Annotated in this window: 21 protein-coding genes; 8 read left to right on the top strand and 13 right to left on the bottom strand. The window is 32.9% G+C overall.

The annotated features are described in order from the left end of the window. The first annotated feature begins 111 nt into the window (after positions 1-111). The gene (locus tag VP395_RS11250) at positions 112-1,179 is read left to right on the top strand and encodes a DUF3810 domain-containing protein (RefSeq protein WP_346242108.1); all 1,068 of its coding nucleotides are present in this window, start codon (positions 112-114) and stop codon (positions 1,177-1,179) included. Positions 1,180-1,181: 2 nt separating this feature from the next. On the opposite strand, the gene VP395_RS11255 is transcribed toward VP395_RS11250, so the two are convergent. Next, entirely contained in the window at positions 1,182-1,973 is a 792-nt protein-coding gene (locus tag VP395_RS11255; protein ID WP_346242109.1) for a DUF6503 family protein, read from the bottom strand. Positions 1,974-2,035: 62 nt separating this feature from the next. Further along, positions 2,036-4,678, bottom strand: coding sequence for a T9SS type A sorting domain-containing protein (locus tag VP395_RS11260; protein ID WP_346242110.1), 2,643 nt, complete (start codon positions 4,676-4,678; stop codon positions 2,036-2,038). A 127-nt stretch (positions 4,679-4,805) separates the two neighbouring features. On the opposite strand from VP395_RS11260, the gene VP395_RS11265 reads away from it, so the two are divergent. Both VP395_RS11265 and VP395_RS11270 read left to right on the top strand, forming a co-directional pair. After that, positions 4,806-5,606, top strand: a complete 801-nt coding sequence (locus VP395_RS11265) for a TrmH family RNA methyltransferase (RefSeq protein WP_346242111.1) — start codon at positions 4,806-4,808, stop codon at positions 5,604-5,606. A gap of 66 nt (positions 5,607-5,672) precedes the next feature. Then, positions 5,673-6,905, top strand: a complete 1,233-nt coding sequence (locus tag VP395_RS11270) for a M48 family metallopeptidase (protein ID WP_346242112.1) — start codon at positions 5,673-5,675, stop codon at positions 6,903-6,905. A 265-nt stretch (positions 6,906-7,170) separates the two neighbouring features. Here the strand turns inward: VP395_RS11270 and hutI are convergent, their stop codons facing one another. From hutI to hutH, 3 genes are read right to left on the bottom strand one after another with little or no spacing between them, the layout of a single operon-like run. Beyond that, complete coding sequence (hutI, locus tag VP395_RS11275) at positions 7,171-8,406, bottom strand: imidazolonepropionase (protein ID WP_346242113.1); 1,236 nt, start codon at positions 8,404-8,406, stop codon at positions 7,171-7,173. After that, positions 8,406-10,403, bottom strand: coding sequence for a urocanate hydratase (gene hutU, locus VP395_RS11280; protein ID WP_346242114.1), 1,998 nt, complete (start codon positions 10,401-10,403; stop codon positions 8,406-8,408). The genes hutI and hutU overlap by 1 nt, the downstream gene beginning before the upstream one ends. Before the next feature lie 7 nt (positions 10,404-10,410). Beyond that, positions 10,411-11,901, bottom strand: coding sequence for a histidine ammonia-lyase (gene hutH / locus VP395_RS11285; protein WP_346242115.1), 1,491 nt, complete (start codon positions 11,899-11,901; stop codon positions 10,411-10,413). A gap of 104 nt (positions 11,902-12,005) precedes the next feature. Here hutH and VP395_RS11290 point away from each other — a divergent pair, with 104 nt between their 5' ends. The 3 genes from VP395_RS11290 (at position 12,006) to VP395_RS11300 (ending at position 15,813) form a co-directional block, all read left to right on the top strand. Next, positions 12,006-12,902, top strand: coding sequence for a LysR family transcriptional regulator (locus VP395_RS11290; protein ID WP_346242116.1), 897 nt, complete (start codon positions 12,006-12,008; stop codon positions 12,900-12,902). 143 nt (positions 12,903-13,045) lie between these two features. Next, positions 13,046-14,944, top strand: coding sequence for a DEAD/DEAH box helicase (locus VP395_RS11295; protein WP_346242117.1), 1,899 nt, complete (start codon positions 13,046-13,048; stop codon positions 14,942-14,944). Between the two features lie 104 nt (positions 14,945-15,048). Next, complete coding sequence (locus VP395_RS11300) at positions 15,049-15,813, top strand: carboxypeptidase-like regulatory domain-containing protein (protein WP_346242118.1); 765 nt, start codon at positions 15,049-15,051, stop codon at positions 15,811-15,813. 50 nt (positions 15,814-15,863) lie between these two features. Here the strand turns inward: VP395_RS11300 and VP395_RS11305 are convergent, their stop codons facing one another. Both VP395_RS11305 and VP395_RS11310 read right to left on the bottom strand, forming a co-directional pair. Further along, positions 15,864-16,394, bottom strand: coding sequence for an SRPBCC family protein (locus VP395_RS11305; protein ID WP_346242119.1), 531 nt, complete (start codon positions 16,392-16,394; stop codon positions 15,864-15,866). Between the two features lie 39 nt (positions 16,395-16,433). Next, complete coding sequence (locus tag VP395_RS11310) at positions 16,434-17,087, bottom strand: TrmH family RNA methyltransferase (RefSeq protein ID WP_346242120.1); 654 nt, start codon at positions 17,085-17,087, stop codon at positions 16,434-16,436. 796 nt (positions 17,088-17,883) lie between these two features. Here VP395_RS11310 and VP395_RS11315 point away from each other — a divergent pair. Next, the gene (locus VP395_RS11315) at positions 17,884-18,621 is read left to right on the top strand and encodes a helix-turn-helix domain-containing protein (RefSeq protein ID WP_346242121.1); all 738 of its coding nucleotides are present in this window, start codon (positions 17,884-17,886) and stop codon (positions 18,619-18,621) included. Between the two features lie 107 nt (positions 18,622-18,728). Here VP395_RS11315 and VP395_RS11320 read toward each other — a convergent pair whose 3' ends face one another. The 3 genes from VP395_RS11320 to VP395_RS11330 form a co-directional block, all read right to left on the bottom strand. After that, the gene (locus tag VP395_RS11320) at positions 18,729-19,331 is read right to left on the bottom strand and encodes a recombinase family protein (RefSeq protein ID WP_346242122.1); all 603 of its coding nucleotides are present in this window, start codon (positions 19,329-19,331) and stop codon (positions 18,729-18,731) included. A gap of 898 nt (positions 19,332-20,229) precedes the next feature. Next, entirely contained in the window at positions 20,230-20,655 is a 426-nt protein-coding gene (locus VP395_RS11325; RefSeq protein ID WP_346242123.1) for a hypothetical protein, read from the bottom strand. Position 20,656: 1 nt separating this feature from the next. Beyond that, on the bottom strand, positions 20,657-21,124 hold the full coding sequence (locus VP395_RS11330) for a hypothetical protein (protein ID WP_346242124.1): 468 nt from the start codon (positions 21,122-21,124) through the stop codon (positions 20,657-20,659). Positions 21,125-21,284: 160 nt separating this feature from the next. Here VP395_RS11330 and VP395_RS11335 point away from each other — a divergent pair, with 160 nt between their 5' ends. Continuing rightward, positions 21,285-21,512, top strand: coding sequence for a helix-turn-helix domain-containing protein (locus tag VP395_RS11335; protein WP_346242125.1), 228 nt, complete (start codon positions 21,285-21,287; stop codon positions 21,510-21,512). Here the strand turns inward: VP395_RS11335 and VP395_RS11340 are convergent. The 3 genes from VP395_RS11340 to VP395_RS11350 form a co-directional block, all read right to left on the bottom strand. Continuing rightward, the gene (locus tag VP395_RS11340) at positions 21,498-21,935 is read right to left on the bottom strand and encodes a hypothetical protein (RefSeq protein WP_346242126.1); all 438 of its coding nucleotides are present in this window, start codon (positions 21,933-21,935) and stop codon (positions 21,498-21,500) included. The genes VP395_RS11335 and VP395_RS11340 overlap by 15 nt on opposite strands. 239 nt (positions 21,936-22,174) lie before the next feature. Then, positions 22,175-23,104, bottom strand: a complete 930-nt coding sequence (locus VP395_RS11345) for a hypothetical protein (protein WP_346242127.1) — start codon at positions 23,102-23,104, stop codon at positions 22,175-22,177. Next, complete coding sequence (locus VP395_RS11350; protein WP_346242128.1) at positions 23,097-25,601, bottom strand: hypothetical protein; 2,505 nt, start codon at positions 25,599-25,601, stop codon at positions 23,097-23,099. Before VP395_RS11350 ends, VP395_RS11345 begins: the two co-directional genes overlap by 8 nt. Between the last annotated feature and the right edge of the window lie 130 nt (positions 25,602-25,731).

Raw genomic sequence — 25,731 nt, forward strand, 5'->3', positions numbered from 1 at the left:
TGAAGTGGCATCCTTTTTTGAGGTACGAAAAAAAGATATAACGGAAAGCAGGAAGAAACCTTTATAAATATGCAGCGACGATTAGGTACAAATTTTTACTACTTTTGAAGCATGCCGAAAAACACAAAACTTGTTATTGCACTTTTATTGATTCCTCAGTTCTTGTTCATAAAATGGATATCACATTATCCTGAGTTTATTGAAGAGTATTATAGTGAAGGGGTTTACCCGTTTATCTCTAAAACTCTTAGATATTCACTGGGTTGGATGCCATTTTCGTTTGGTGATTTCGTATATGCATTGGCCATTATTTACATTATTAGGTGGTTTTACGTAAACCGAAAACGTTTAATTAAAAACACGAAACACTGGATTGTTGATGTAGTTTGTGCTGTGTCTATAATCTATTTTGCGTTTCATTTATTTTGGGGACTGAATTATTACCGCTTGCCTCTACATAAAACTTTGAATCTGAATACCGATTACACCACCGAACAACTGGTTGAAGTAACGAAAAAACTGATTGAAAAATCAAATAATATTTTCTTTGAAATTGCTGGAAATGACACTTTAAAAATTGATATTCCGTACAGCAAAAGGGACATCTTAAATTTGGCACCTTTAGGGTATGAGCGTTTAAAAAACACGTTTCCCCATTTAGAATACCATCCAAAAAGCGTTAAGAAATCGTTGTTTAGCTATCCGTTAACTTATATGGGTTTTAGTGGGTATTTAAATCCGCTAACCAATGAAGCGCAAGTTGATGCTTTGATTCCTGTTTATTTGTTTCCTACAACAACATCGCATGAAATGGCACATCAGTTAGGATATGCTGCCGAAAACGAAGCTAATTTTATTGGTTGCTTAGCCGCTATAAACCACGACGATATTTACTTTAATTACTCTGGCTATACTTTTGCGTTGCGTTTTTGTTTAAATGAAATTTCTAAGCGTGACGAAGCACTATTTGATGAACTTTACCAAACTGTAAATAAAGGTGTTTTAAATAATTATAAAGAGGCTCGTGATTTTTGGGATGCCTACGAAAACCCTTTAGAACCACTTTTTAAAATAACCTATAGCTCGTACCTAAAAGCGAACAAACAAGCAAAAGGCATGGAGAGTTATAGCTATGTGGTTGCTTTATTGGTTAATTATTTTGAAGATAAAAACTTTTAATTTTACTCAATTATTTTAGCTCCTGCTGGAACTTCAAAAATTTCTTTATTAGTTTTTTTTAATGATAACTTAACGTTTACAAATGGTAAATCGTTGCGCTTTGTGGTTGGTAAATTATTTTTATAATCATACCAAGTTAATTTTTGTGGTAATAACAATCCTTCAACGGTTTGCCAATTGCTATATTTAATAAAATGAAATTCCTTTGCTTTCTCTTTTAAAAAATAGGTTACGGTATATGCTAACCAACTCATTTTATAGGTTTCAGAATCATAATATAAAATATATTCGTCATCAGGCGACTCTCCTATTCCTGCTTCATATGAAATTTTTATACCTGGATAATTTTTACCTTCAAAAACCAAAGGAGCAGCATCTTCATACAAAATACCATCATCTGATAAAATAAAAGGCATGGCATAAAAGTAGAACATGAGGTTATAATAGAATTTCGGATTTCCTTTATATACCACTGTATCTTTAGACTGTAACCAAACGGCTTCCCCATTATATCCAATGGTGTGTTTTGGCATTTCTATAAGCGATTTCCTGTTTATTAAATTAGTAGTCGTAATTTCATCGCCATCTGGTTTTTGCATAGTAAACACGAGAGTTTGCATTTTGTTCCATGTATCTAATCCTCCATGGGCTTCAAATACTTTTGAGATATTTTCAGGGTAATTTTTAGCAATAACTACTTTTTCAATAGCTTTTTCTTGTGTCTTTTTTTCTTCTGATGATTGTTTACACGACACCATGGAAGCAATTATCACTAGTAATAAAATTTTCTTCATTATATTTTAGATTGATTTCATTTTTGTCAAGTAACTATACTAGATATTACGTATAAAACCAATTAATCTACAATAAGTTTTCTTGTAACGTTATTTAAACCATCTGAAGCTTTTAGAAAATAGAGTCCGCTTTTCAAATTGGACACATTAATTTGTACCGCCTTATTTTTTAATTCATGTTCGGAATTAAGAATCAATTTCCCTTGAATATTATATACATCAACCTGAATTTTACTGTTTGTTTTGTTATTGAATATTAGTTCAACCAAGCCTTTTGTGGGGTTTGGGAAAATTGAAAAATCAACCACATTAAACTGCTTGCTTGCTAAAGTTGTAATAAACTCCGTTTCAAAAGTATTGGTTACCACCGCAGGATTAAAGTCAAAATAAATTTCAGCAGTATTGGGTATAATATCACTTACTTTATAACCTGCTGTGGGTTTTATTTTATAATATACATAGCCATGGCTGTTGGGTTCGTCCATACTTTCGCTTGGCAATTGTATATTATCAAACTTCCAATTAAGTTGATTATCAGTTCTTGTAAATACATAATCGTGACTTGCATTAAGCATTTGAATGGTTGACTTGTCTAATTTTGAATCTAATGTATTATCGATAGACACACTAATAGCATCGGCAGTTCCAACGTTTTGAAATCTTACTGTGTAGTATAAATAATCATTGGTTGTAAAATTGTCATAAAGAATTTCTGGTCCGTGTGATTCTGCTATGTCATTAGGGTCGTAAGATCCTATAACGGTTTCAGTAAGTATTGATATGTTGTTTGATACATCTAAATCATCAACCGAATAGGTTGCTGTACTTGTTAATAAATCTCCTAAATTCACAGAAACAGGCACATTCATATTTACTACAACATGTTCTGCACTATTTGGTTGTAAATTATTAAAATTTAAAATAAACCCTGTGGAAGTATTGGTGATTGAATTTCCTGAATCCACAAAAGACACACTTTTAAACGTTACCAAATCATCTTTAATAAATTCCACGGAGCCAGAGCTTATCGTTTCAATCCCTAAATTGCGTATTATCAAATTGGTACTATAATCAAACCCTGGTCTTGGAGGATTAACGGGTGTTAAATAAACTGCTACATCGCTACATTCCTTAATTTTGGTAACTGGAAAATTGTAATTAACGCGACTTCCATTAGTAACACTTACATTTTCGTATAAATAAGTTGTTAAACTATAACAATCCTGAAATTCATCATAAATACTATATCCAATATCATAAGTATCCGTTTCTACATCACTTATGATATTAAAAATTCCAGTTGAAGTATATAACACATGCTGAATACCATCGTTATTTTTTTCGTAAGTAAGTGTTCCGCTTAAAAATTTGATTTCATTAGTATCGAAAGTAGTATTGGTGTTGGCATCATGAAATGCATTGACTTCTATAACGCCTGCTTGAGAGCAATCCTTAACAACCAATTCAAGTGGCAAAATAGTATAACAACCAAAGCCGTCCATATCTTCAACCTTAACATAGATGGTTTGGGGATTAGTAACATTTGTATAATTATAATAATCATTAGCAAAACCTAAATGGCTGTTTCCGTCACCATTTAAAGCATCTTCATAATTCTCGAACATTGGCATATCATAAGTTATCCCCCCACTATTTATTATATCCCATATTATAGACAAATCAAATACAGCCTTTCCGTCACCATCATCATCACAAACTTCATAAGGATCTAATGAACTTACTATTGGAGGTGTGAAAATGGAAATAACAAATGAAGTTATCGCATAGCTCCCCATAGTATTTTCATCTACTCTAGCATAGATCGTTTGTTGATCGCTAACAGCATAAATTGATGGCAAGATATTCACCTTGCTATCTGCATCAAATAGTGATGCATAGTAAGAAACTGTAAAGTTTTCAGGGTCTTGATTCCCTAAAATTACAGAATTGTATTCTGTTAAATCTATAACATAAATACCATCTTGCCTATCTTCATCAAAATCACACTTGTATATGCTAGGTACGACTGGGTCATGAGCGACTGCAAATAAAACTCTTATTACAAATGAAGTCATTTCAACATAATCGGTTGAATTATGCTCTCCCCTCACATAAATATCTTGTGAATTATTAATTGAGTAACTTGAAGGAGTCGCTATGGAATTTATTCCCGAACTAGCATCCGTCTGGGATAAATGGTAAGTAATAGTATAATTTGCATTTGAATTACCCATACATAACAAATTCACACTCGTTAAGTCAAATTCTACAGATTCACCTTGCGTAGTTCCATACAGTTCATAATCCGGTATAGAATAAGCTAATCTTTTTACTTCTATATAATTTTCCGCTATAAGATATTCTATATTATCTGGTGAAATTTTATTAGCCCGGTAATAGATGATTTGTGAACTGGATGTGTTGGTGTATGTTTCCGGATTTATTATAGGATTCGTTTCATTATACATATCCTCACTCGTTTCATAATAAACTATAGGGTAATAATCTTCTGGATTTCCTTTATCTTCTCTACAAAAAGTAGAAAATGGAAATAATTCAACTAAATTAAATTGCGCAAAACCATCTTCATTATCATCACAAGCATATTCCACAAAATAACCACAAGGAGCCGGCGGTCCTGCAATCTGAGAAAAACCTATAAAAGGCAATAAGCCAATAAACAAAAAAGTAATTTTTAATTTCATCTATGATTTTTTATTGTTTTTAAAAGACATAGGTAATGCCAAAAGGAAAATATTTATAAATTTTTGCATTTGGCACATCACGGTCATTTCATATAACGTAAATTTGCGAAACAAACATAGTAAATAATTGACTACAAAATTAATATCCAGTTTACAAAACCCATTAATTCGACAATTGGCTCAATTAAAGGATAAGTCGCGCGAACGCAAAAAAAGCGGATTGTTTTTAATTGAAGGTGAACGTGAAATAACACTTGCGTTAAAAGGTGGCTATGAGTTGGAATGTGTGTTATTTAATCCAGAAATAATTTCTGAGGAACAAATCAACAAATCAACAAATCAACAAATTAACTTAATTGAGGTTACTGCCGATGTGTACCAAAAATTAGCGTATCGCGATACTACCGAAGGCGTGATTGCCGTTGCTAAAAGCAAAAACCATAAAATTGCCGATTTAAAATTCAACACCAAAACCCCATTGATTTTAGTGGCCGAAGCACCCGAAAAACCCGGAAATATTGGCGCGATTTTACGAACTGCCGATGCTGCCAATATAAATGCTGTAATTATAGCCAACCCAAAAACCGATTTATACAACCCAAACATCATTCGGTCTAGTGTGGGTTGTGTTTTTACCAACGCTATTGCTACAGGAACAACCACTGAAATTATTACTTTTTTAAAATCTGAAAACATCCATATTTATTGTGCTGCCTTACAAGCTTCAGTAAATTACAACACACAAGATTTCACTAAACCAACTGCTATTGTGGTTGGTACAGAAGCTACTGGGTTAAGTGATGAGTGGTTAGAAAATGCTTCGCAAAATATTATTATCCCGATGCAAGGCGAAATAGATTCCATGAATGTATCGGTTGCGGCAGGAATTCTTATTTTTGAAGCGAAAAGACAACGAAATTTTAAATAAAATTAGCTCGCTAAGTCGCAAAGTGACATTTCTGTAAACTGTAACTGTAAACTGAATACTATATTAATGACTTCAACAACATTATTCTACATCATCATAGCCATCATCATCATCAATTTTATAATTGATAAAATTTTAGATGCTTTAAATGCCAAACATTTTAACGATGCGCTTCCTAAAGAATTACAAGATGTTTATGATGAAGCGGAATATAAAAAATCGCAAAACTATAAAGCAACTAATTATAAATTTGGGTTGCTGACTTCAACATTTTCTATACTATTAACTTTAGGATTTTTATTTTTTGATGGCTTTGAATTTGTAGATACTATTGCCAGAAGTTATAGCGACAACCCCATTTGGATTGCTTTAGTGTTCTTTGGAATTATTATGCTGGGTAGCGACATTTTAACCACACCTTTTTCGTATTACAGCACCTTTGTTATTGAAGAAAAATTCGGGTTTAATAAAACCACAAAAACAACCTTCTTTCTAGATAAATTAAAAAGTTGGTTCATGATGATTGTTTTAGGCGGTAGTATTTTAGCTTTAATTATTTGGTTTTACCAATCTACCGGAAGTTATTTTTGGCTATATGCCTGGGGTTTGGTTACGGTGTTTACCGTATTTATGAATATGTTTTACTCCAAACTCATAGTCCCATTATTTAACAAACAAACGCCTTTGGAAGCAGGAAGTTTGCGTGATAAAATTTCAGCCTATGCAGAAACGGTTGGGTTTAAGCTCGATAAAATATTTGTGATTGATGGCTCGAAACGAAGCACCAAAGCCAATGCCTATTTTTCTGGTTTTGGTAGTGAAAAGCGCGTTACGCTTTATGATACATTAATTAATGATTTGGAGGATGAAGAAATAGTGGCGGTTTTGGCGCACGAAGTGGGGCACTACAAAAAGAAACACATTATTTTCAACTTAACAGCTTCTATTTTACTAACCGGATTAACACTTTATATTTTATCGTTGTTTATTTCAAATCCGTTATTATCGAATGCTTTGGGTGTAAACATACCAAGTTTTCATATTGGGTTGATTGCTTTTGGATTGCTCTACTCACCTATTTCGGAAATTACAGGTTTAATTATGAATTGGTTTTCAAGAAAGTTTGAATATGAAGCTGATGATTATGCCAAAAACACCTATAAAGGCGAACCGCTTATTACGTCGCTTAAAAAACTTTCAAAAAATAGTTTGAGTAACTTAACACCACACCCCGCGTATGTGTTTATGCATTATTCGCATCCTACGCTTTTGGAACGGATTAGGAACTTAAGGAAGTAAAGAGTCGTCAACTATACCATTTGGACGTTAGGAGAAATCTCATTATTTGTATCATCTCAAAGATTTAGTGTAACAAAATGCAGCTTAAATTTACCAACTTTTTGCGATGTCTCAATCATACCTCATTTCGACATGACAATAGATAGTGAATTATTTTCCAATGGAATAAATTTAGCAAACAGGTGCGTTAACGATTGAACGGCATGTTTGAGCTCCCCGACACAGGAGGGAGCGAGTAGTGAAAGCGTGTTAAAACGCCCAAAAATCATATTGCTATTCCATTTATAAATACCTTATCAATTTGGTTTGCACCAAAAGCATAAGGCATAAAACCATACGAGTTTATTGGTTTGGTAAGTATTAAATTGGCTTTTTTACCAACGGTTATACTACCTACTACTTTTTCCAAACCCATAGCATAAGCGCCATTTATGGTGGCGGCATTGATAGCTTCTTCGGGCGTTAATTTCATTTTTATACAGGATGTTGATACTACAAAATTCATATTTCCTGATGGTGATGAACCAGGGTTATAGTCGGTTGCTAAAGCTAAAGGTAAACCGGCATCCATCATTTTTCGTGCGGGTGTGTAGGGAATTCCTAAAAAAAACGAACAACCGGGTAGGGCTACAGGCATGGTTTGTGTGTTTTTTAATACTTGAATATCTTCATCGCGCATTTCCTCTAAATGATCCACTGAAAGGGCGTGATACTTTACACCTATTTGTACGCCACCAATGGATGTGAATTGGTTGACGTGAATTTTAGGAATGAGACCGTATTGTTTTCCAGCTTCTAAAATACGATCGGTGTCTTGAACAGTGAAATATCCCGTTTCGCAAAACACATCGATGTATTCGGCTAATTGAGCTTCGGCTATTTGTGGCAACATGGTTTCGATAAGCAATTGTATATAACCCGCTTTGTCGTCTTTATATTCTAAAGGAACGGCATGTGCACCTAAAAAAGTGGCTTTAATTGGTAATTGATAGTTTTGTTTTAAGCGTTTTATAACGCGCAGCATTTTTAATTCGGCTTCTAGAGTTAAACCGTAACCCGATTTAATTTCAACCGCACCCGTACCTAAAGCCATTATTTCTTCCAAACGTGTTTTACTTTGCTGGTATAAATCGTCTTCGAGTGTTTCTTGAAGTGCTTTGGCTGAATTTAGAATGCCACCGCCTTTATTGGCGATTTCTTGATAGGAAAGTCCTTTAATTTTATCGACAAACTCGCTTTCTCTGTTGCCTGCATAAACGAGGTGGGTATGCGAATCGCACCATGTTGGTAATAACATTTTTCCAGTGGCATCAACCAGATTGTTTACTTCTGTTTTTGGGCAATTCGCCATACTACCAAATTCTTTGATGATACCATCTTCCACTAACAAATAGGCATTTTTTATGGTGGGTAATTCCACCATGGCTTTCCCCGAAACAAATTTTATCGATTCGTCTCGAATTTGAAGTAATTCCTTTATGTTTTTAAATAGCGTTCGCATTAAAATAGGTTTTCCAATAGTTGATTATCTACCATATTGGGCATGGTTACTTTTAGATTTGGTGTACGTGCCATTTCGCGTTTTATAGCAAAAAGTGCCTCATCGTTTCTTGCCCAACTTCTACGTGCAATTCCATTGTTTACATCAAAAAACAACATGCTTTTTAATCGGGCTTCGGCTTCTTTTGTACCATCCAATAACATGCCGAAACCACCATTAATCACTTCTCCCCAACCAACGCCACCACCATTATGTATGGATACCCACGTCGCGCCTCTAAAGCTATCACCTATTACGTTATGAATAGCCATATCTGCCGTAAATTTACTGCCATCATAAATATTGGAAGTTTCACGATAGGGAGAATCGGTGCCACTCACATCATGATGATCACGCCCTAAAACCACAGGGCCAATTTCTCCTAGGGCAATGGCATTATTAAAAGCTTGGGCTATTTTAGTACGCCCTTCAGCATCGGCATATAAAATTCGTGCCTGTGAACCTACTACCATCTTATTCTTCTTTGCATCCTTTATCCAAGTGATGTTATCTTGCATTTGCAATTGAATTTCTTCAGGAGCACTATTCATAATTTCCTGAAGTACTTCCATTGCCATTGTATCAGTTTTATCTAAATCTTCTGGTTTCCCAGAAGTACAAACCCAACGGAATGGTCCAAACCCATAATCGAAACATATGGGGCCTAAAATATCCTGCACATAGGATGGATATTTAAAATCGATGTTATTATCTGCCATCACATCGGCTCCAGCTCGCGATGCTTCTAATAAAAATGCATTACCATAATCGAAAAAATAGGTGCCTTTTGCAACATGTTTGTTTATCGCTTCCGCATGTCTTCGTAATGATTCTTGAACTTTTTCTTTAAACACTTCTGGTTCTTCACGAATCAATCGGTTGGATGCTTCATATGATAAACCTACTGGATAATAACCACCCGTCCAAGGAATATGCAAAGAGGTTTGGTCGGATCCGACGTGAATAAAAATATTTTCTTCATCAAAACGTTCCCAAACATCTACAATATTACCAATAAAGGCGATAGAAACTACTTCTTTGTTGTTTTGAGCGGATTTAACACAAGCTACCAAATCGTTTAAATTATCAACCAATACATCTACCCAACCTTGTTCATAGCGTTTGGTAGCCGCTTTAGCATTTACTTCTGCACAAATTGTGATACACCCCACAATGTTACCCGCTTTAGGTTGTGCGCCACTCATACCTCCCAATCCAGCGGTTAAAAATATCTTACCATTGGGGTTTTCTCCACTTTTTAAAATTTTTCTAAAAGCATTCATAACAGTAATAGTAGTACCGTGTACAATGCCTTGCGGTCCTATATACATAAACGAACCAGCTGTCATTTGCCCATATTGCGTAACACCCAAGGCATTAAATTTTTCCCAGTCGTCTGGCTTTGAATAATTAGGAACCATCATCCCATTGGTAACCACCACTCTTGGCGCATTTTTTGAAGAAGGAAATAAACCCATAGGGTGTCCCGAATACATATGCAAGGTTTGTTCTTCTGTCATAATTGCTAAATAGTGCATGGTCAACAAGTACTGCGCCCAATTTTGAAAAACAGCGCCGTTCCCTCCATAAGTTATTAATTCCTCGGGGTGTTGCGCCACTGCAGGATCTAAATTATTTTGAATCATCAGCATAATGGCTGCTGCCTGTTTAGACCTTGCTGGATATTCTGAAATGGGTCGTGCATGTATTTTATATGTTGGTTTGAAGCGATACATATAAATACGACCAAAATCTTGAAGTTCCTGGGCAAATTCTACAGCCAACACTTCGTGCCAATCTTTAGGAAAATACCTAAGTGCATTTTTTATAGCTAGTTTTTTTTCTTCATTAGATAACACATCCTTTCGTTTGGGAGCGCGATTCACATTTATCGTAAACCGATATGGCGGTGGTAACTCCGTTGGAATACCTTGTAATATGTTTGCTTTAAAAGTCATATATCCTTTAATTTACTATAAATGCGCGATTTCTAACCAAAGTAACCAAAGCGTCTATATCGTTTTTAAGTAGGCGGTCTTCTTCTAATTTTGCTACTTTCCTGCGTACCATTCGAAAGTTCTTCTCAATAATATCCGAAAAAGTATTTGGACGCCTGAATTCCATGGCTTGGGCAGCGTACATAAGTTCGATGGCCAATATTTTTTCAATATTCCCTAATATTTGGTTGAATTGACGTCCAGAAATACTCCCCATAGACACATGGTCTTCTTGCCCCAATGAGGTAGGAATACTATCTGCTGAAGGTGGAAAACACAAAGATTTATTCTCGGTCACTAAAGCCGCTGTGGTATATTGCGGTATCATGAAACCTGAATTTAAGCCGCCACTTGCTGTTAATAATCGTGGCAATCCATATTTGCCTTCAATTAATAAATAGCATCGTCTATCGGAAATATTTCCTAATTCGGATGCGGCAATTGATGCATAATCTAATGCCATGGCTAGTGGTTGCCCGTGAAAATTACCTCCAGAAATGGCTTCGGTGTCGCTTAAAACAATAGGGTTGTCGGTTACCGAATTCATTTCAATGTTGGTCAGTTCTTCCAAATGATAGTATGCATTTCTTGAAGCTCCATGTACCTGCGGAATACAGCGCATAGAATAAGGGTCTTGCACACGTGCACAATTTTTATGTGACTTGATATTTTTAGAATTCTTAAACAACATACGCATGCGTTTGGCTACTTCCAAATTTCCTTTAAATGGACGGATGCTGTGTAACAATTCTTTAAAAGGAGATTCACTTCCTTGATAGCCTTCTAAACTCATGGCACCAGCAATATCAGCTAAATCAAGCAAATACGCCATTCTATGAAGTCCTGTAATAGCATGTGCCAAAATAAATTGGGTACCGTTTATAAGTGCCAACCCTTCTTTAGCTTGTAATTGAATTGGTTTTAAATCTTGCTTTTCCAAAAGTGTTTTTGCAGGAACTATATCATTACCAATCCAAAATTCACCTTCACCAATTAATGGTAAAAACAAATGAGCCAAAGGTGCCAAATCGCCAGAAGCCCCCACCGAACCTTGTTCGGGTACTACGGGTAACAAATCATGTTCAATAAAATAAATAATGCGCTCAATAACTTCTAAGCGAATGCCCGAAAAGCCTTTGCTTAAAGCGTGTACTTTACAAATCATCATGATTTTTGATAATTCTTTGCCAATAGGATTTCCAACACCAACGGCATGGGTTATAAGAAGATTTTTTTGAAGTAGACTGGTTTCGTCTGGAGAAATTTTAACATCGCATAGAGGCCCGAAACCTGTATTAATACCATAAACAGCCTTATTAGAAGCCGCCAAAATCTCCACTTTTCGTCTGGAATCTTTAATTTTAGAAATCACATATTCAGACAAGACGCCTTTTAAACTCCCATTAGCAATGTCCATGACATGAGTTACCGTTAATCTATCCGTTCCGTAAACAAACATGGTTTTATAATTTGATTAAAAAGTTACGTATTAGCTACGTTCATTACAAAATTATCGATAAATTTGATACTCAACAAGACCATTTATTAACCTAATTAATAATCATGGGTTATCAAATAGAATACAGGCACTTAAAATATTTTTTGGCTGTTGCCGAACATTTGCACTTTAGAAAAGCTGCAGAAATCCTATATATTTCGCAACCTGGTTTAAGCAGGCAAATAAAAGAAATGGAAGAAAGCTTAGGTGTTAAACTCTTTGAACGCCATAACCGAAACGTAAAATTAACAGCTGTAGGCTTATATTTAAAAACAGAACTCACCAAAAACCTTAAAAGTTTAGATGGTATTTTACACCATGCGAAGTTGCTGGAGGATGGCAAGGATGGGCAATTAAACTTTGGTTATGTAGGTTCGGCTATGCAAAAAATAATACCCGAATTACTATTAAGTTTTACCAAAACGCACCCTAACATTTTGTTTAGCCTTAAGGAGATGGACAACAATAAACAAATAGAAGGTTTACTGGCTCAAGATATTGATATTGGGTTTGTTCGGTTAGAAAAAGCACCAAGAGGCTTGGAACTTTACCCTATTGTAAAGGAACCGTTTTGTTTGGTACTTCATAAAAACCACCCTCTTGACGCTACAAATTTTAAAACACTATCACAGTGTAAAGAAGAACATTTCATCCTATTCGACCCCGAATACAGTGCTTCTTACTATGAAAAAGTGATGGAAATTTTTGATGGCAACGGGTTTAATCCGCTGGTTTCACATAACACCATACACGCGGGTTCTATCTATAAATTGGTTGAAAACAATTTCGGTATTTCTATTGTCCCTAAGTCACTTCAAACGGAAAATAATGCCAACATTAAGTTTATTGAACTCACTAAAATCCCACAAAGAACCACACTATCAGTCATTTGGAACAAAGACAATCAAAACCCCATTTTAGGTAAGATCTTATCCTTAATTCATAAGGAAATCATAACATAGTTAAAATTTAAAATAAATGTGTACCTTTGCCGCTTGAAATAATTCCTCAGAGTGAGGATGTGTTACTAGAAGGTTAGGTTTAAGTATGTCGATTCGCTTCTTATGTAACACCACATAAAACAATCGAATACTTATATAACAGAATGAACACATTCCAAGATTTAGGTCTTAATGAGGATCTTTTACACGCTATTACCGATTTAGGTTTTACAAAACCAAGTGAAGTACAAAGCAAAGCAATCCCAATTTTATTAGAATCTGAAACCGATTTAGTGGCATTAGCCCAAACAGGAACAGGAAAAACAGCTGCCTTTGGTTTCCCGATGCTTCACAAAATTAATGTAGATAGCAGAACTACACAAGGCTTAATTTTATCGCCTACACGCGAACTTTGTTTACAAATTACCAACGAAATGAAACTTTACGGTAAATACTGTAAGGGCTTAAACGTGGTTGCTGTTTACGGTGGTTCTAGCATTACGGACCAAGCGAGAGACGTCAAAAAAGGCGCACAAATTATTGTGGCAACTCCTGGACGTATTAAAGATATGATTAACAGAAAGTTAGTTGACATTTCTAAAATAGAATATGCTGTTTTAGATGAAGCTGACGAAATGCTGAATATGGGTTTTTATGAAGATATTACCGATATTCTTTCAAATACACCTGAAGATAAATGCACGTGGTTATTTTCTGCAACTATGCCAAGAGAAGTTGCGGTTATTGCTAAGAAATTCATGGAAAATCCCCAGGAAATTACTGTTGGAAATAAAAACGAAAGTACAAGTCAGGTTTCACATGAGTATTATTTAGTAAATTCCAGAGACCGTTACGATGCTTTAAAACGCTTAGCAGATGCGAATCCTGATATTTTCTCGGTGGTTTTCTGTAGAACTAAAAACGATACACAAAAAGTTGCCGAACGCTTAATTGAAGATGGTTATAGCGCTGGTGCTTTACATGGCGATTTAAGCCAAAACCAACGCGATTTGGTAATGAAATCGTTTAGAAATAACCAAATCCAAATGCTTGTGGCTACTGATGTCGCTGCCCGTGGTATTGATGTAGATGATATTACACACGTAATAAATTACCAACTTCCTGATGAAATTGAAACCTATACACACCGTTCTGGACGTACAGGTCGTGCCGGAAAAACTGGGGTTTCTATGGTTATTGTTTCTAAAAGTGAGGTACGTAAAATAAAAAGCATCGAGCGTATTATCAATAAAGCTTTTGAGAAAAAAGACATTCCTGATGGTTCTGAGATTTGTGAAGTGCAGTTAATGTCGCTTGCCAATAAAATTCACAATACAGAAATCAATCACGAAATAGACAAACATTTAGCAAGCATCAACGAATTGTTTGAAGACACTTCAAAAGACGAATTAATTAAAAAATTCTTCTCGGTTGAGTTTACACGTTTCTTCAATTATTACCAAAAATCTAAAAACCTTAATATTTCGGATGCTGATGTGCGTGATAGAGATAATGGACGTGATGGTGGACGCGATTTTGGTGGAAGTTCTGATTCTACCAGATATTTTATAAACGTTGGTAGTAAAGATGGTTTTGATTGGATGCAGTTAAAAGACTTCTTAAAAGAAGTTTTAGAGCTTGGTAGAGATGATGTGTTTAAAGTGGAAGTTAAAGACAGTTTCTCATTCTTCAATACTGAAAATGAATTAAAAGATAAAATACTAGCATTCTTTACCGATTACAAACACAACGGACGCTTTGTAAATGTTGAAGTTTCTGAAAACCGTGGTGGTGGCGGAAGACGCAACGACAGACGTGGTGGTGGAAGACGTGATGATAAAAAAAGTGGTGAAAGACGTGGTGGTGGAGAACGTAGATCTAGTTCTAGAGGTGATTCTGGAAACAGAGGCGAAAGAAGAGGTAGCGACGAGTCTAGACCAAGACGCTCTGGTGGCGATTTCAAATCAAACGGTTCTGCACCAAACAGAGCTGCAAGACGTTCTGGTGGCGATTCAAAACCAAGTGATACGGGTATTTCAAGACCAAGACGGTCAAGACGCTAATTAAACGCTTTTGTTAATTTTAAGTCAAAATAAACCTAGAAATTAGATTTTAGTGTTTCGTTTAGTACTTTTATGACGATATTTTACGTTAACCGATCAATTACATGAAGAATTACCTACTCCTTTTTATATGTTTATTTATTTCGGCTATAACCATGGCACAAGAAATAAATAGTGTTATGGGAGTTGTTGTAAACTCATCTAATGGTGAACCTTTAGAAAATGTCAACATTGTTAACCTCAATCAAGTAAAAGGGACATCAACCAATAACCAAGGAAGTTTTCAAATTGTTGCAAAAGTAAACGATACACTACATTTATCGTATTTAGGTTTTAAATCTATAAAAGTACGTGTTACCAACGATTGGTTAAAGTTTGGCAGTTCTAAAATTGAGCTTACCGAATTAGCCTTGGCACTTGAAGAAATAATTGTAAACCAATTAAAATTAACGGGATACTTAGAAGTAGACATTAAACAAGTTCCAATAATTAACAATAATTACAGGTATAGTATTTCTGGTTTACCCAGCGGATATGAAGCTGGAAAATCATCAACCATTACAAAAATTATCGGGTCTATTTTTAATCCTGCCGATTTTCTACATCGTATGTTTGGTAAAAATCCAAACGAAATGCGTAAGTTAAAAAAGATGAAGGAAGATGATGAAATAAGAAACCTTTTGGCTTCTCGTTTTGATAGAGAAATGCTTATGGCGTTACTGCAAGTTGACCGGATTGATTTAGATGAAATTGTTAGCCAGTGCAATTATTCTAAAGGGTTTATACAAACTGCAAACGATCTTCAAATACTGGATGCTATTAGCGAATGTTATGAAGAATACAAGGTTTTAAATAGAAACCGAAAATAAAATTTAAATAAAAAAGGAAGCAAATCGCTTCTTTTTTTATTTCTAGTAAATTATTGTTTTTCTAGAATTTGTTTTAAACTAGCCAAACCTTCTTCAAAATCTTTCCCTACCGTTTTATCCATATTAAAAAACAGCATAAAAACATTAAAGGGTATGGGATTTTTACCCATAAATCCCCATGTAACTTTGGTTTGCGACACACTTAATTCCGTAAGCCTCAAATAGGCATCCGATTCCGATTTCCATGGTTTAAAAAAGCGTAATTTAGAATTTACACTTTCGTTTTCAGTAATGCTTAAAATCTCCTGTTCCCCCATCCCTACGTCCTTATTCCCCTCCCATTTAGAAATAAAACCTATATTGCCATCGGTACCAACATAACTTTGTTTCATGTTAGGGTCTTTCTTTTTCCAAGGAGACCAATCGTCCTGATTCTTAATATATTTTAAATATTGAAAAACTTCAGACACAGGTTTCCTAATAATAATGCTCCTGTTCAGTTCGAAGTTTTGAGGGGCTATAAACATAACAATTATTAGCGAAACTACAACACCTATAAAAACATAAAGCAACGCCATCATAACGCATTTATTTTTATAAACTTAAAAGTAATAAAAAAATCATTCACTGTAATAACGTGATACAATTTCATCGTAACTTTTAATCGTTTTCTTGATCCAATCCAAACGTTTTTCAACCAACTCTGCTTCCGTTAACCTACAATCAATATTTGTCTGCTTCAGTTTCGTCGTCACATGTTGCAAAATAATAGCTGCACTTACCGATATATTCAAACTTTCGGTAAAACCAACCATCGGTATTTTCAAATAACAATCAGCGGCATTTAAAACCTCTTCCGATAAGCCTTCCGTTTCCCTTCCAAAGAAAAAACACGACTTTTTTGTTACATCAAATTCGTGCAGTTCACAATCGTTGTTATGTGGCGTGGTAGCCACAATTTGGTAGCCTTTTTGTTTTAAATCGGCAATACAATCTTTCACCGTATGGAACCGATTTAAATCTACCCATTTTTGGGCACCCATTGCAATTTCCCTATCAATACGCTTTGAGTTTCGTTCTTCAACTATATTAACTTCCTGAATTCCAAAAATATCACAACTCCGTATTACCGCACTGGTGTTATGCAATTGGTACACATCTTCGGTAGCCACTGTAAAATGTTTGGTGCGTTGCGCTAATACTTTTTCAAATTTTTCTTTGCGTGCTTCGGTTAAAAAAGTTTCCAGATGCCCTAAGAGTTTCAAGTCTATCATAGTTCAAAAGTAATTATATATATGGAAACAAAAAACAAACAGATTGCTTAAAGCATCCTCGCAATGACGGTAAATTTGCTTATTTTTGAATAGGTTCCGTCTTGGCGAGAATGACAAAAAGAATATACATGAAACATTTAGTTGTACTTACAGGTGCTGTAAAAATATTTGTTGGCAACAAATTTAAACCAACGATTTTTATGTATAACCCTCGGTATTTCCCAATCTAAAATTGTAGGCTAAATTCACATTACTTAGATAAGCATATTGTGATAGGTATAGGAAATAGGCGTTAAAAACTCTACTCTTAAAATACTCTTATACTTGATAGCCCAACCGCCATTTAGATAAACCTATCATAGTTGGGTAAACCTAAACATAAAAAAAGATAGTAAAGGTATAGCTATCTACGTGCCATCTAATCTTTAAAATATTAGAAGTAAAGTAAAAATTAGGACGGACTGGCACATAATACTTTAAAAAGACTAATCTAAATAGGTGGTTAATTCTAGTGCCTTGGCACGTTTTTCATCCACCTTTAGGGCTTTTTTTGGGGCTTTTTGCTTTTTTGTATCTAAAACCGAAGTTTACCCACTAAAGAATGTAAATAAAAGTGATTTAGTATAAAATCGACTATAAAGAAGGTGTCACACAGTATATATATAATAATATAAAGTTGAACTACCCCCTAATTCCTATTAATTTAGTAGAGAATCATGGGTTTTTGTGACGAAATTGCGAGTAAGTAACTTAAGCAATAATTTTACATAAAATATTAAATAAATCTTTTAAAAATATGGAGAGTAAAATTATTTCCCCTGATTTCAATACGAAAGAGGAACTGTATGCTCTTTTTACTTTAGGTATAAATTTACCTGGTATTAGAATAGATTATCTCGAGCCAAACAAAAGAAAAATATACCACAAACCATTTGGCAATGTATTAACCTCTAATATTAATAGCGTTTTATATAGTCAAGATTTTAATGGAGAGCCTTTTTTAAGAGGTAAATTTGAGTATATGCAGGTATTATTACCCACTAAAAGAACAAACTCGATAAATCACTTCTATCGAGTTTTAAAAGGTATTCTTAACGGTTATCACGTATGCACTAAAGCAAATAAAGACAGGTTAATATCTCTTGCTAACGAGATTTATCATTACTATGCTCCTTTATTTCATGTCTATAATATGACTGAAGAAAGATTAGAGTCTTTTCAGAAAATAGAAGATATTATAGATAAAGTAATAGCATCCCCTTCAATTTTCAAGGGACGCAAAAAATATGAAAAGATATTCTGGAACCCAGATTACGATTTAACTCCTCAAGAAAAAACAGAAATATTTAACAAAGAGAGGGGTAAGTCTTTAGTAAATAAAGGTCTTAAAACTGTTATAAAATTATATACGGAAGGAATGACCCAAAAAGAGTTAGCAGAAAAATCTAAACTAAGTCTAAGTACAATCAAAAGACGGTGGAAGGATGTTCTAGAGGTTTACAGTCAACAAAAAGGCTATCTGATAGCAGCATAACAATTGTCAACTAAAAATATATTTGTTCATGAAATATTATTTCAAATTAATAGTAAACAAGTGCCTGTATTGGTACTTTAAATTTTTATATATTCGTTTAATTCTTTCTAATTGGTATCTTTTAAATATACGCTTTTAACCTTTTGTACTGTACCAAGGCTAACGCCACATATATCAACAATATCTCGTAAAGATTTACCCTTATTTAGTTGCCTAACAACCTTTTTATATTTATTTAGAAATTCATCTCTTGATTCGGTACTTCCCTTAACTCTCCCATTGTAAACTCCTTTTAATTTAGCTAATGCAATACCCTCACGCTGACGTTCTAAAAGTGTTTCACGCTCCATTTCACTAACATTACTCATAACACTTATAATTAGATTAAATACTTGATTTGGTTTGCCGTTGGTTATGCTTTCAATACCCAAATTATCAACTTTAAGAGTAACACCTTTATTATTGAACAATTCAAGTGTTTTTAGTATATCTAATGTGTTTCTGCCCAGACGGTCAATTGATGAGACACTGATATAGTTAATTGTACCATTGTTAACAGCTTCAAATAGTTCAGAACCCTTCGGACGTTTTGCAAATGGAACTGAACCACTAATAACATCGTTATATATAACTTCGTTTGGATTTTCTTTGGCTAGTTGCCTTTCAATGTTTTGGTTTGCGGTGCTTATGCGGTTATAACGTGCTTTCATAGTGAAACATTTAGTGTTAGGTAAATATACATTTTACTTATTTAGTATGCTAATTTTAGGGTGGTAATTATTAGCATAATTTGACATCAATAAAATAGTGTTGAATTAATTTTAAAATGTATCATGGTTAGACTATAATCTAAATATAGTACACTGATGAATATTGTTATTAAAATAGAGTATATTTAACATGTTGAAGATTTTGCAAACTAAAACCAAATTTATTTTCATTTACAGTTTGCGTTTCTTAAAAAATTTAAAGCAATTGGTAGGGGTACTAAAAAAGATTTAAATCGTATAAGTTGTGTGGGGGAAGGTTCATAGACAGTCAGTAACTTAAGTAAATTTGAACATATTGTTTACCCTACAAAAAAGCATAACAAACACTTATTTAAATCAACAATTTTTTGATCTTAAAATTATCTCTTAATAACCTTTAATTACAGGGGTTTTCAGGGGTGGTAATAGATTAAAAATGCGGTTTGGTCAAATATTAAGTTGTTAAGGAAATTTACCCTTATTTACCCTTAAAAATCCATTTTGGGCAAAATAGCTTTTATTATATGTTTTTGGACTAAAATCCCAAGTTTTTAACTAATTGCTTTAACCTACAAAAAACCATTAGAAGGTATAATTTGATTTAGATAAATAATTTAAATTTAACATGCTTATTATTAGATTATTAAGCATGTTTTTTGGGACTAAATATTAACTTTTTTAAAAGTAAAGTTGTTAAGTGTTTCTAGTCTTTTAAAAGTATATAAACACCTATTTTGCATAGTATAGAGGTACATCAACACACATTCTCCTTAATTTCATCAAAAAATAGTGCATTTTAGGTTTGTAATTGCTTATTTTTATCTTAGAAAGATGTGAAACAGAAGTTTTTGTAACTAATTTATTGCTTATTTAAATAAGTAGAATGTTTAGCTACTCTTTTAGTAGCTTCGTTAATAGAGTAGTTAATCTGTTCCTTACTTAAAATAGAAATGAGGTCTGGAGTACTAAAAATTGAGTTCTTCATCACTTCTTTTTGCTTGTCTATAAAAGCATCCATGTATTTCTTTAAGTAGTCAGGATTTTCTTGAATCTCCACAGGGGTATTTTCTATAGCAAAAGTTAAGGCTTTATATAATTGTGCTTCTGTTAGTTGCTCAATTTTTTTCATAGCAACTTCCTGAGACTTCATAGTAGCTTCAATACTATCCATAGTAACTCTTTGCGGTTGCGACTTGGGTCTTGTTTTTTGTTTTTGACTAGAATCAGAAATATTTACAATAACCACCACTATTAGTATAAAAATACCGATATATATAAATGCCATACTATATGTTGTTCTTGTTATAGAAAGTTTTTACTGTGAATTTAACAACTGTTCCCAACTGATAATATTCAGCATTACTAGTTGTAAAAGTTAGTTCGTTATTATTAACTGTAAAGGAATCAGCTACATTATCATTAATCTGAAGTTTGTTTCCGTTAGGAATAGTCCATGTAAAATTTCCATATAAAGGACTGTTCCCTGGGTATTCTGAAACTGTTGTTCCAGTACCGTCATCGTTAAATATCATTATTCTTGTTGCAGTATCACTATTAAGACTACCTTGTATTTGAGATTTTGTAACGCTAGTTCCATTAAGGTCTGTAATCTCTAATACCTCATGGTGGGTTAGTTTCCAAGGGCTATTTAAAATTAATAATTCGGATTTACTTAACTGCAAATCATTTTCATCACTAGAGGATGAACAACCAAATAACATAATAACAAATAGTAATAAAAATATTTTCTTCACGGTATTATTTTGGGGTTAAACTTAATCCTCAAATGAATAGTGACCTTTCGGGTTACCATAAAACAAACCCAAATATATAAATAAAATATCACACAGGGCATTTAAGCCCTCTTTTTAATGATGCCAAAAATATACTTTGTCCGTTCATTAATAAGTTGAAATGCCTTTAACCTTAGAAGAAAAAAAATATTTAAAAAAACTTGGTAATCGCATTATTGCTATTAGAGAAGAGAAAGGAATTAAACAAAAGGAGCTTTCGGACTTGTTAGATATTGATGACGGCTCGCTACGGCGTATCGAATCAGGCAGAACTAACCCAACTACTACCACACTTTTAAGTGTTTCTAAAGCCCTTAATGTAGATATTTCTGAACTATTTAAATTCTAATAATTCTTTAGGAATATCAGATTCTAATAGGTATATATTTTTTCCTAGCTGAACATAATCTTCTCGGGGATTCAAATAAAAATAAAATCTCATAATATCGTACTTCTCATTATAAGTCTTTTGTGTTTTTTTTAATAAATCTTTAGACACAGCAAACTTATTTACAACTGCACTATTAGACACACACTCAAGGATTTTCATGTTTGGCAGACTTAATTCAACTTTATCTTCATCGACTAACAAATTATCAACTAAAAAAGTACCATCTTTCAATATAACTTCGTCTATATTAACACTTATCTTATAGCCTTTTGACCAATGATGTTTCATATTCTCGTTACTTTCTTTTCCTGCATGATGTTGATTTGCATATTTTTGGTCAAAATCTGGATTAGGTTGTTTAAAGGTTACTATTAGCTTCATTCGTTCTCGTTAAATTATTTTTTATGTTCCTAAGTTATATTTTGAAGTAGGGACAAATTTTGATTAATATACTGTCTTTCAAATTAAGCTTTTTTTTGGACCTGAAAATCTTGTCCAAGGTTTATGTTGATTTGTTTCTTTAGATAGCTCTAATCTCTTAAAAAACGCCCTAATAAGAGAGTGGTAAGTATTTAATGCTTTAAAATAAATTCCTTTTTTTTAAATCTGATTTTTAGATACTAAAAATAGTCACTAATCACCCCCATATATTGTTGATGTGTAAAATTACCTTTTTTAAAATCATCTATAATCAAATCTATATCTTCAAGACTCTTTTTTAGTTTAAAGTTAAAGGTTGTTTCTTCAAAAATATTCTCTATAACATGCTTTATAAAGTTGAAAATATGTTCAACCAAAATTAACTTAGTTTTATAAAATTTCAAGTTCTTCAAGGTCATATAGTAATTAGAAAACAATTCCTTGGAAGAATAATGCTGTCTATGATGCCAAGAAATTTTTTTAGTCATTTGCCATAAAATTAAGTCTAACTTTTTTCTATGATCCCAAACATCATAACCTTGGGTTCTACTTAAATCTGTGGAATTGATTACAGTAAGAACAGGGTCTTTACTGTCAATATTCTTAACATTGTCTAAAATTCTTATATATTGTTTTTTAGTGCATATTGTTTTTGGAAATTCTAAAACAAAGCACTTGTCAATTGGAATTGAGACACTTTTGTTAATATTATTTTTAATTGAAATATTTTTAGGAATTTGTTGTACTATTAATTTTCTTTTTATTTCCTTTTTTCCATTTACTATACTCAAAGAGTTAAAAACTCCGTCATCACTATTGCATACTTTCTCAAATACACAGATACCATTTTTAACTAATTCATCTGAAATAACATCAAAAAAATCTAGAATTGTATTTGTCAAGTCAATTCTCCAACTGTTAAAGTTGTAATCTGGGAATTTCTCATCAATAATGTTGACAATATCCTCAATTTTAGAATCAATACTTAAATCCACAGAATCATCCCTAAAGTTGTATCTCGAAACTTTTAAATCATCAAGAAGCATTGAAGTATTATGTCTCAGGAAAAAATCTCTATCCATATCTTCTTTAAACTCTATAGAAACCCTATCAGTATTAATATTACTCATCCTTTGTTTTAGTTCGTCTTACAATCATATCAAACAAATCTCTTTTATGTAAATTACTTAATTTCTCTGCCCATTCCTTAGATTCGATAAAAGTTAATAAGTACATATCCATAAAAATTTCTTCATATTCATTTTTGTGATATGAAGATGAATAGATATACTTAAATGTAACAATATCTTCTTTATAGTCTTCAATGTTAATATTCTCATTTTCTATTAGCTTGCGTAATTGTGTTTGTCTTAACTGATTCTCATTCCAGTTAATGTTAATACCTAATTTAGACTTAACAAACAAATAAGAAGCCGTAAAAAGTCTTATAGTAGTTTCTGTCCATTTGATTTTATCAAGTTCCTCAACAACTATATCCCAAAACGGAATACCAGTTAACTTTGTATATATATAACTAATACCGCAAATCTGCATTAATTCTAAATGAACTTGATGATTAATCTCTAATTCACTGCTATACTTTTCTTTGAAGTTTTGATATAATGTATGAAATGAAATTATTGAGGCCTTTATAAAGTCTGGCACCAAACTTTTAAAACCTTCTATATCTTTACTGTATAAACACCTTCCAATTTCATTTGAAATAATCGAATAAGACCTAGCAAATACGTCGGGATAATTCTCGTTCCATTTTACCATTGCTACTTGAGACATATTATTTGAAATTAATGACATTATCTCGTTCTTATAGGCATCCAATTTATTAATACATTGTTTGTCATCAATTGATGTCCATTTGAAAGCTCCTTTATATAAATTATTTGTTTCAAACCCTTCTAATACATTTAATGTTCGTGGTAATCTAAATTTCACTTTCTCTATAAGTTCTAAAATGATATGGCTAGTAAATGAGAGCAACAACGGATTGTTATTTTCTTTACAATTATCTATTAAAGGAAAAGCAAATGTTTTAATTTGGGTTATAACTTCGTCAATTATTTTATTCACGGCTAACAAATATTCCGCACTAATATGTTGAACGATATACCAATCTGGAGTAACTCTGAGGTTTTCAACCAATCTTTCATTTTTGATGTTTTCAAAGTACTTTTCTAAATAAGAATATAAATTTGTTGGAAGATTTAGCTTGTAAACCGACGCTTTATTAGTCCAATTAATTTTTGATATTTGACCATTGAACTCTTCTTTTGTCAGAAACTCTATCCTTTCAAAAAAATTAATCTGAAAATTTCTTAGACCATATAAGAAAGTCTCAATTAAAATTAGGTTAGACTTAGAATCATCATATGTACTTTTGCTTTGATGGTCTAGCGACTTTGTCGTTAATGCCAGATTCTTTACCAACAATTTGTTTGCTAAATCATATTCAAACGAATGTCCAAGAAACCGCAAGGTGTTTAGTGAAATGGCTAAATATTCTTGTTTAATATTTTCGTTTTCAATTGGAAGTACCTTGATTCCAATATCTTCATATATTTTAAGGATTTCTTCTTCAAACCAAAAAAGATTAGACCTATGTTCTGGTTGAACATAAGTGCTGGTGGAAACAGATAGTTGTCTGTTTTCTGCACCCGTCTCAAAATAAGATTTGTGATAATCTTTTCCCTTGAACCACTTACTGTCAGTTGGAATTTGATTCTTATAAGTTAAATATACATTCAATAGGTTAAAAGTCTGTGTTATAGTATCCAATAATGATTGGTTATTTACCAGAACTCCCTCAAGACTTAACTCATTGACTAATCTAATAATTTTTAATTTTTTCTCTGATTTACGTCTAAAATAATCTTGAAAATTTATATTATACCAATAAACGCCCTTTACAGTGACATTTTTTACATTATCGACAATATCCTTATTTAGTATTTTGGAAAGGGTTTTAGGCTCAAATAAATTGTAGACTCCTGCCCCCAATTTTAATAAGCTAAAAAGACTTCTAAGTGCTAAAACAGATAAAATTATTAATATTAGGTTACCTGGGTTGAAACCGAAAATAATTAATAGTAACGTAAGTAAAGAATAGGCTGTCAGAAATGCTAATTCTCTTAAATAATTTTGAGTTACAGGCTCTGCAAATAAAAGATTCCTTAAACTTGAATTTACGTTAGCGTACCCAGTACTTGCTATAGTGGCTAAAATTGGATAAAACAATGCTAAAAGTAGTCCTGAGACACTAGCTATAAAAGAAACGTAGCCGTTTACAGAATCTCTTCCATCTGGATAGGATGGCTTTGGAATAGTATCAACAACCCATTTAAACCAGTCAAACAAATTGGTATAATTTGAACTTATTGCGTCTTGTGTGAAATGTTCAATAATATACAAAAACCCTACAAATAATATTGCCCTTATAATATTTATGGATATTTCAGATAAGTAAGCTTTACCTAACGAGAATTTTTCTCTTTCTTTAAAATAAGCATTAGAAGCCCTAAACCTTAAAATATTATATTTTAATTTAAGAGATTTGAATTTTCCCTTAATTACCCAAAAAACCTTGTAATCGTATAGTTTATCTCTTAACAAGCTAGCTCTCTTAAAATTTTAAATTTAGAAGTGTATTTTTTATAAAGATAGTTTTTCCAAGTAATTTCCTAAAAAAATATCCTACAAATTATAATAGATTTACTTATTGTAGTTTACTTTTATAATATAG

Origin of the sequence: Mariniflexile soesokkakense, from assembly GCF_039650365.1 — a bacterium.
GTDB lineage: Bacteria > Bacteroidota > Bacteroidia > Flavobacteriales > Flavobacteriaceae > Mariniflexile > Mariniflexile soesokkakense.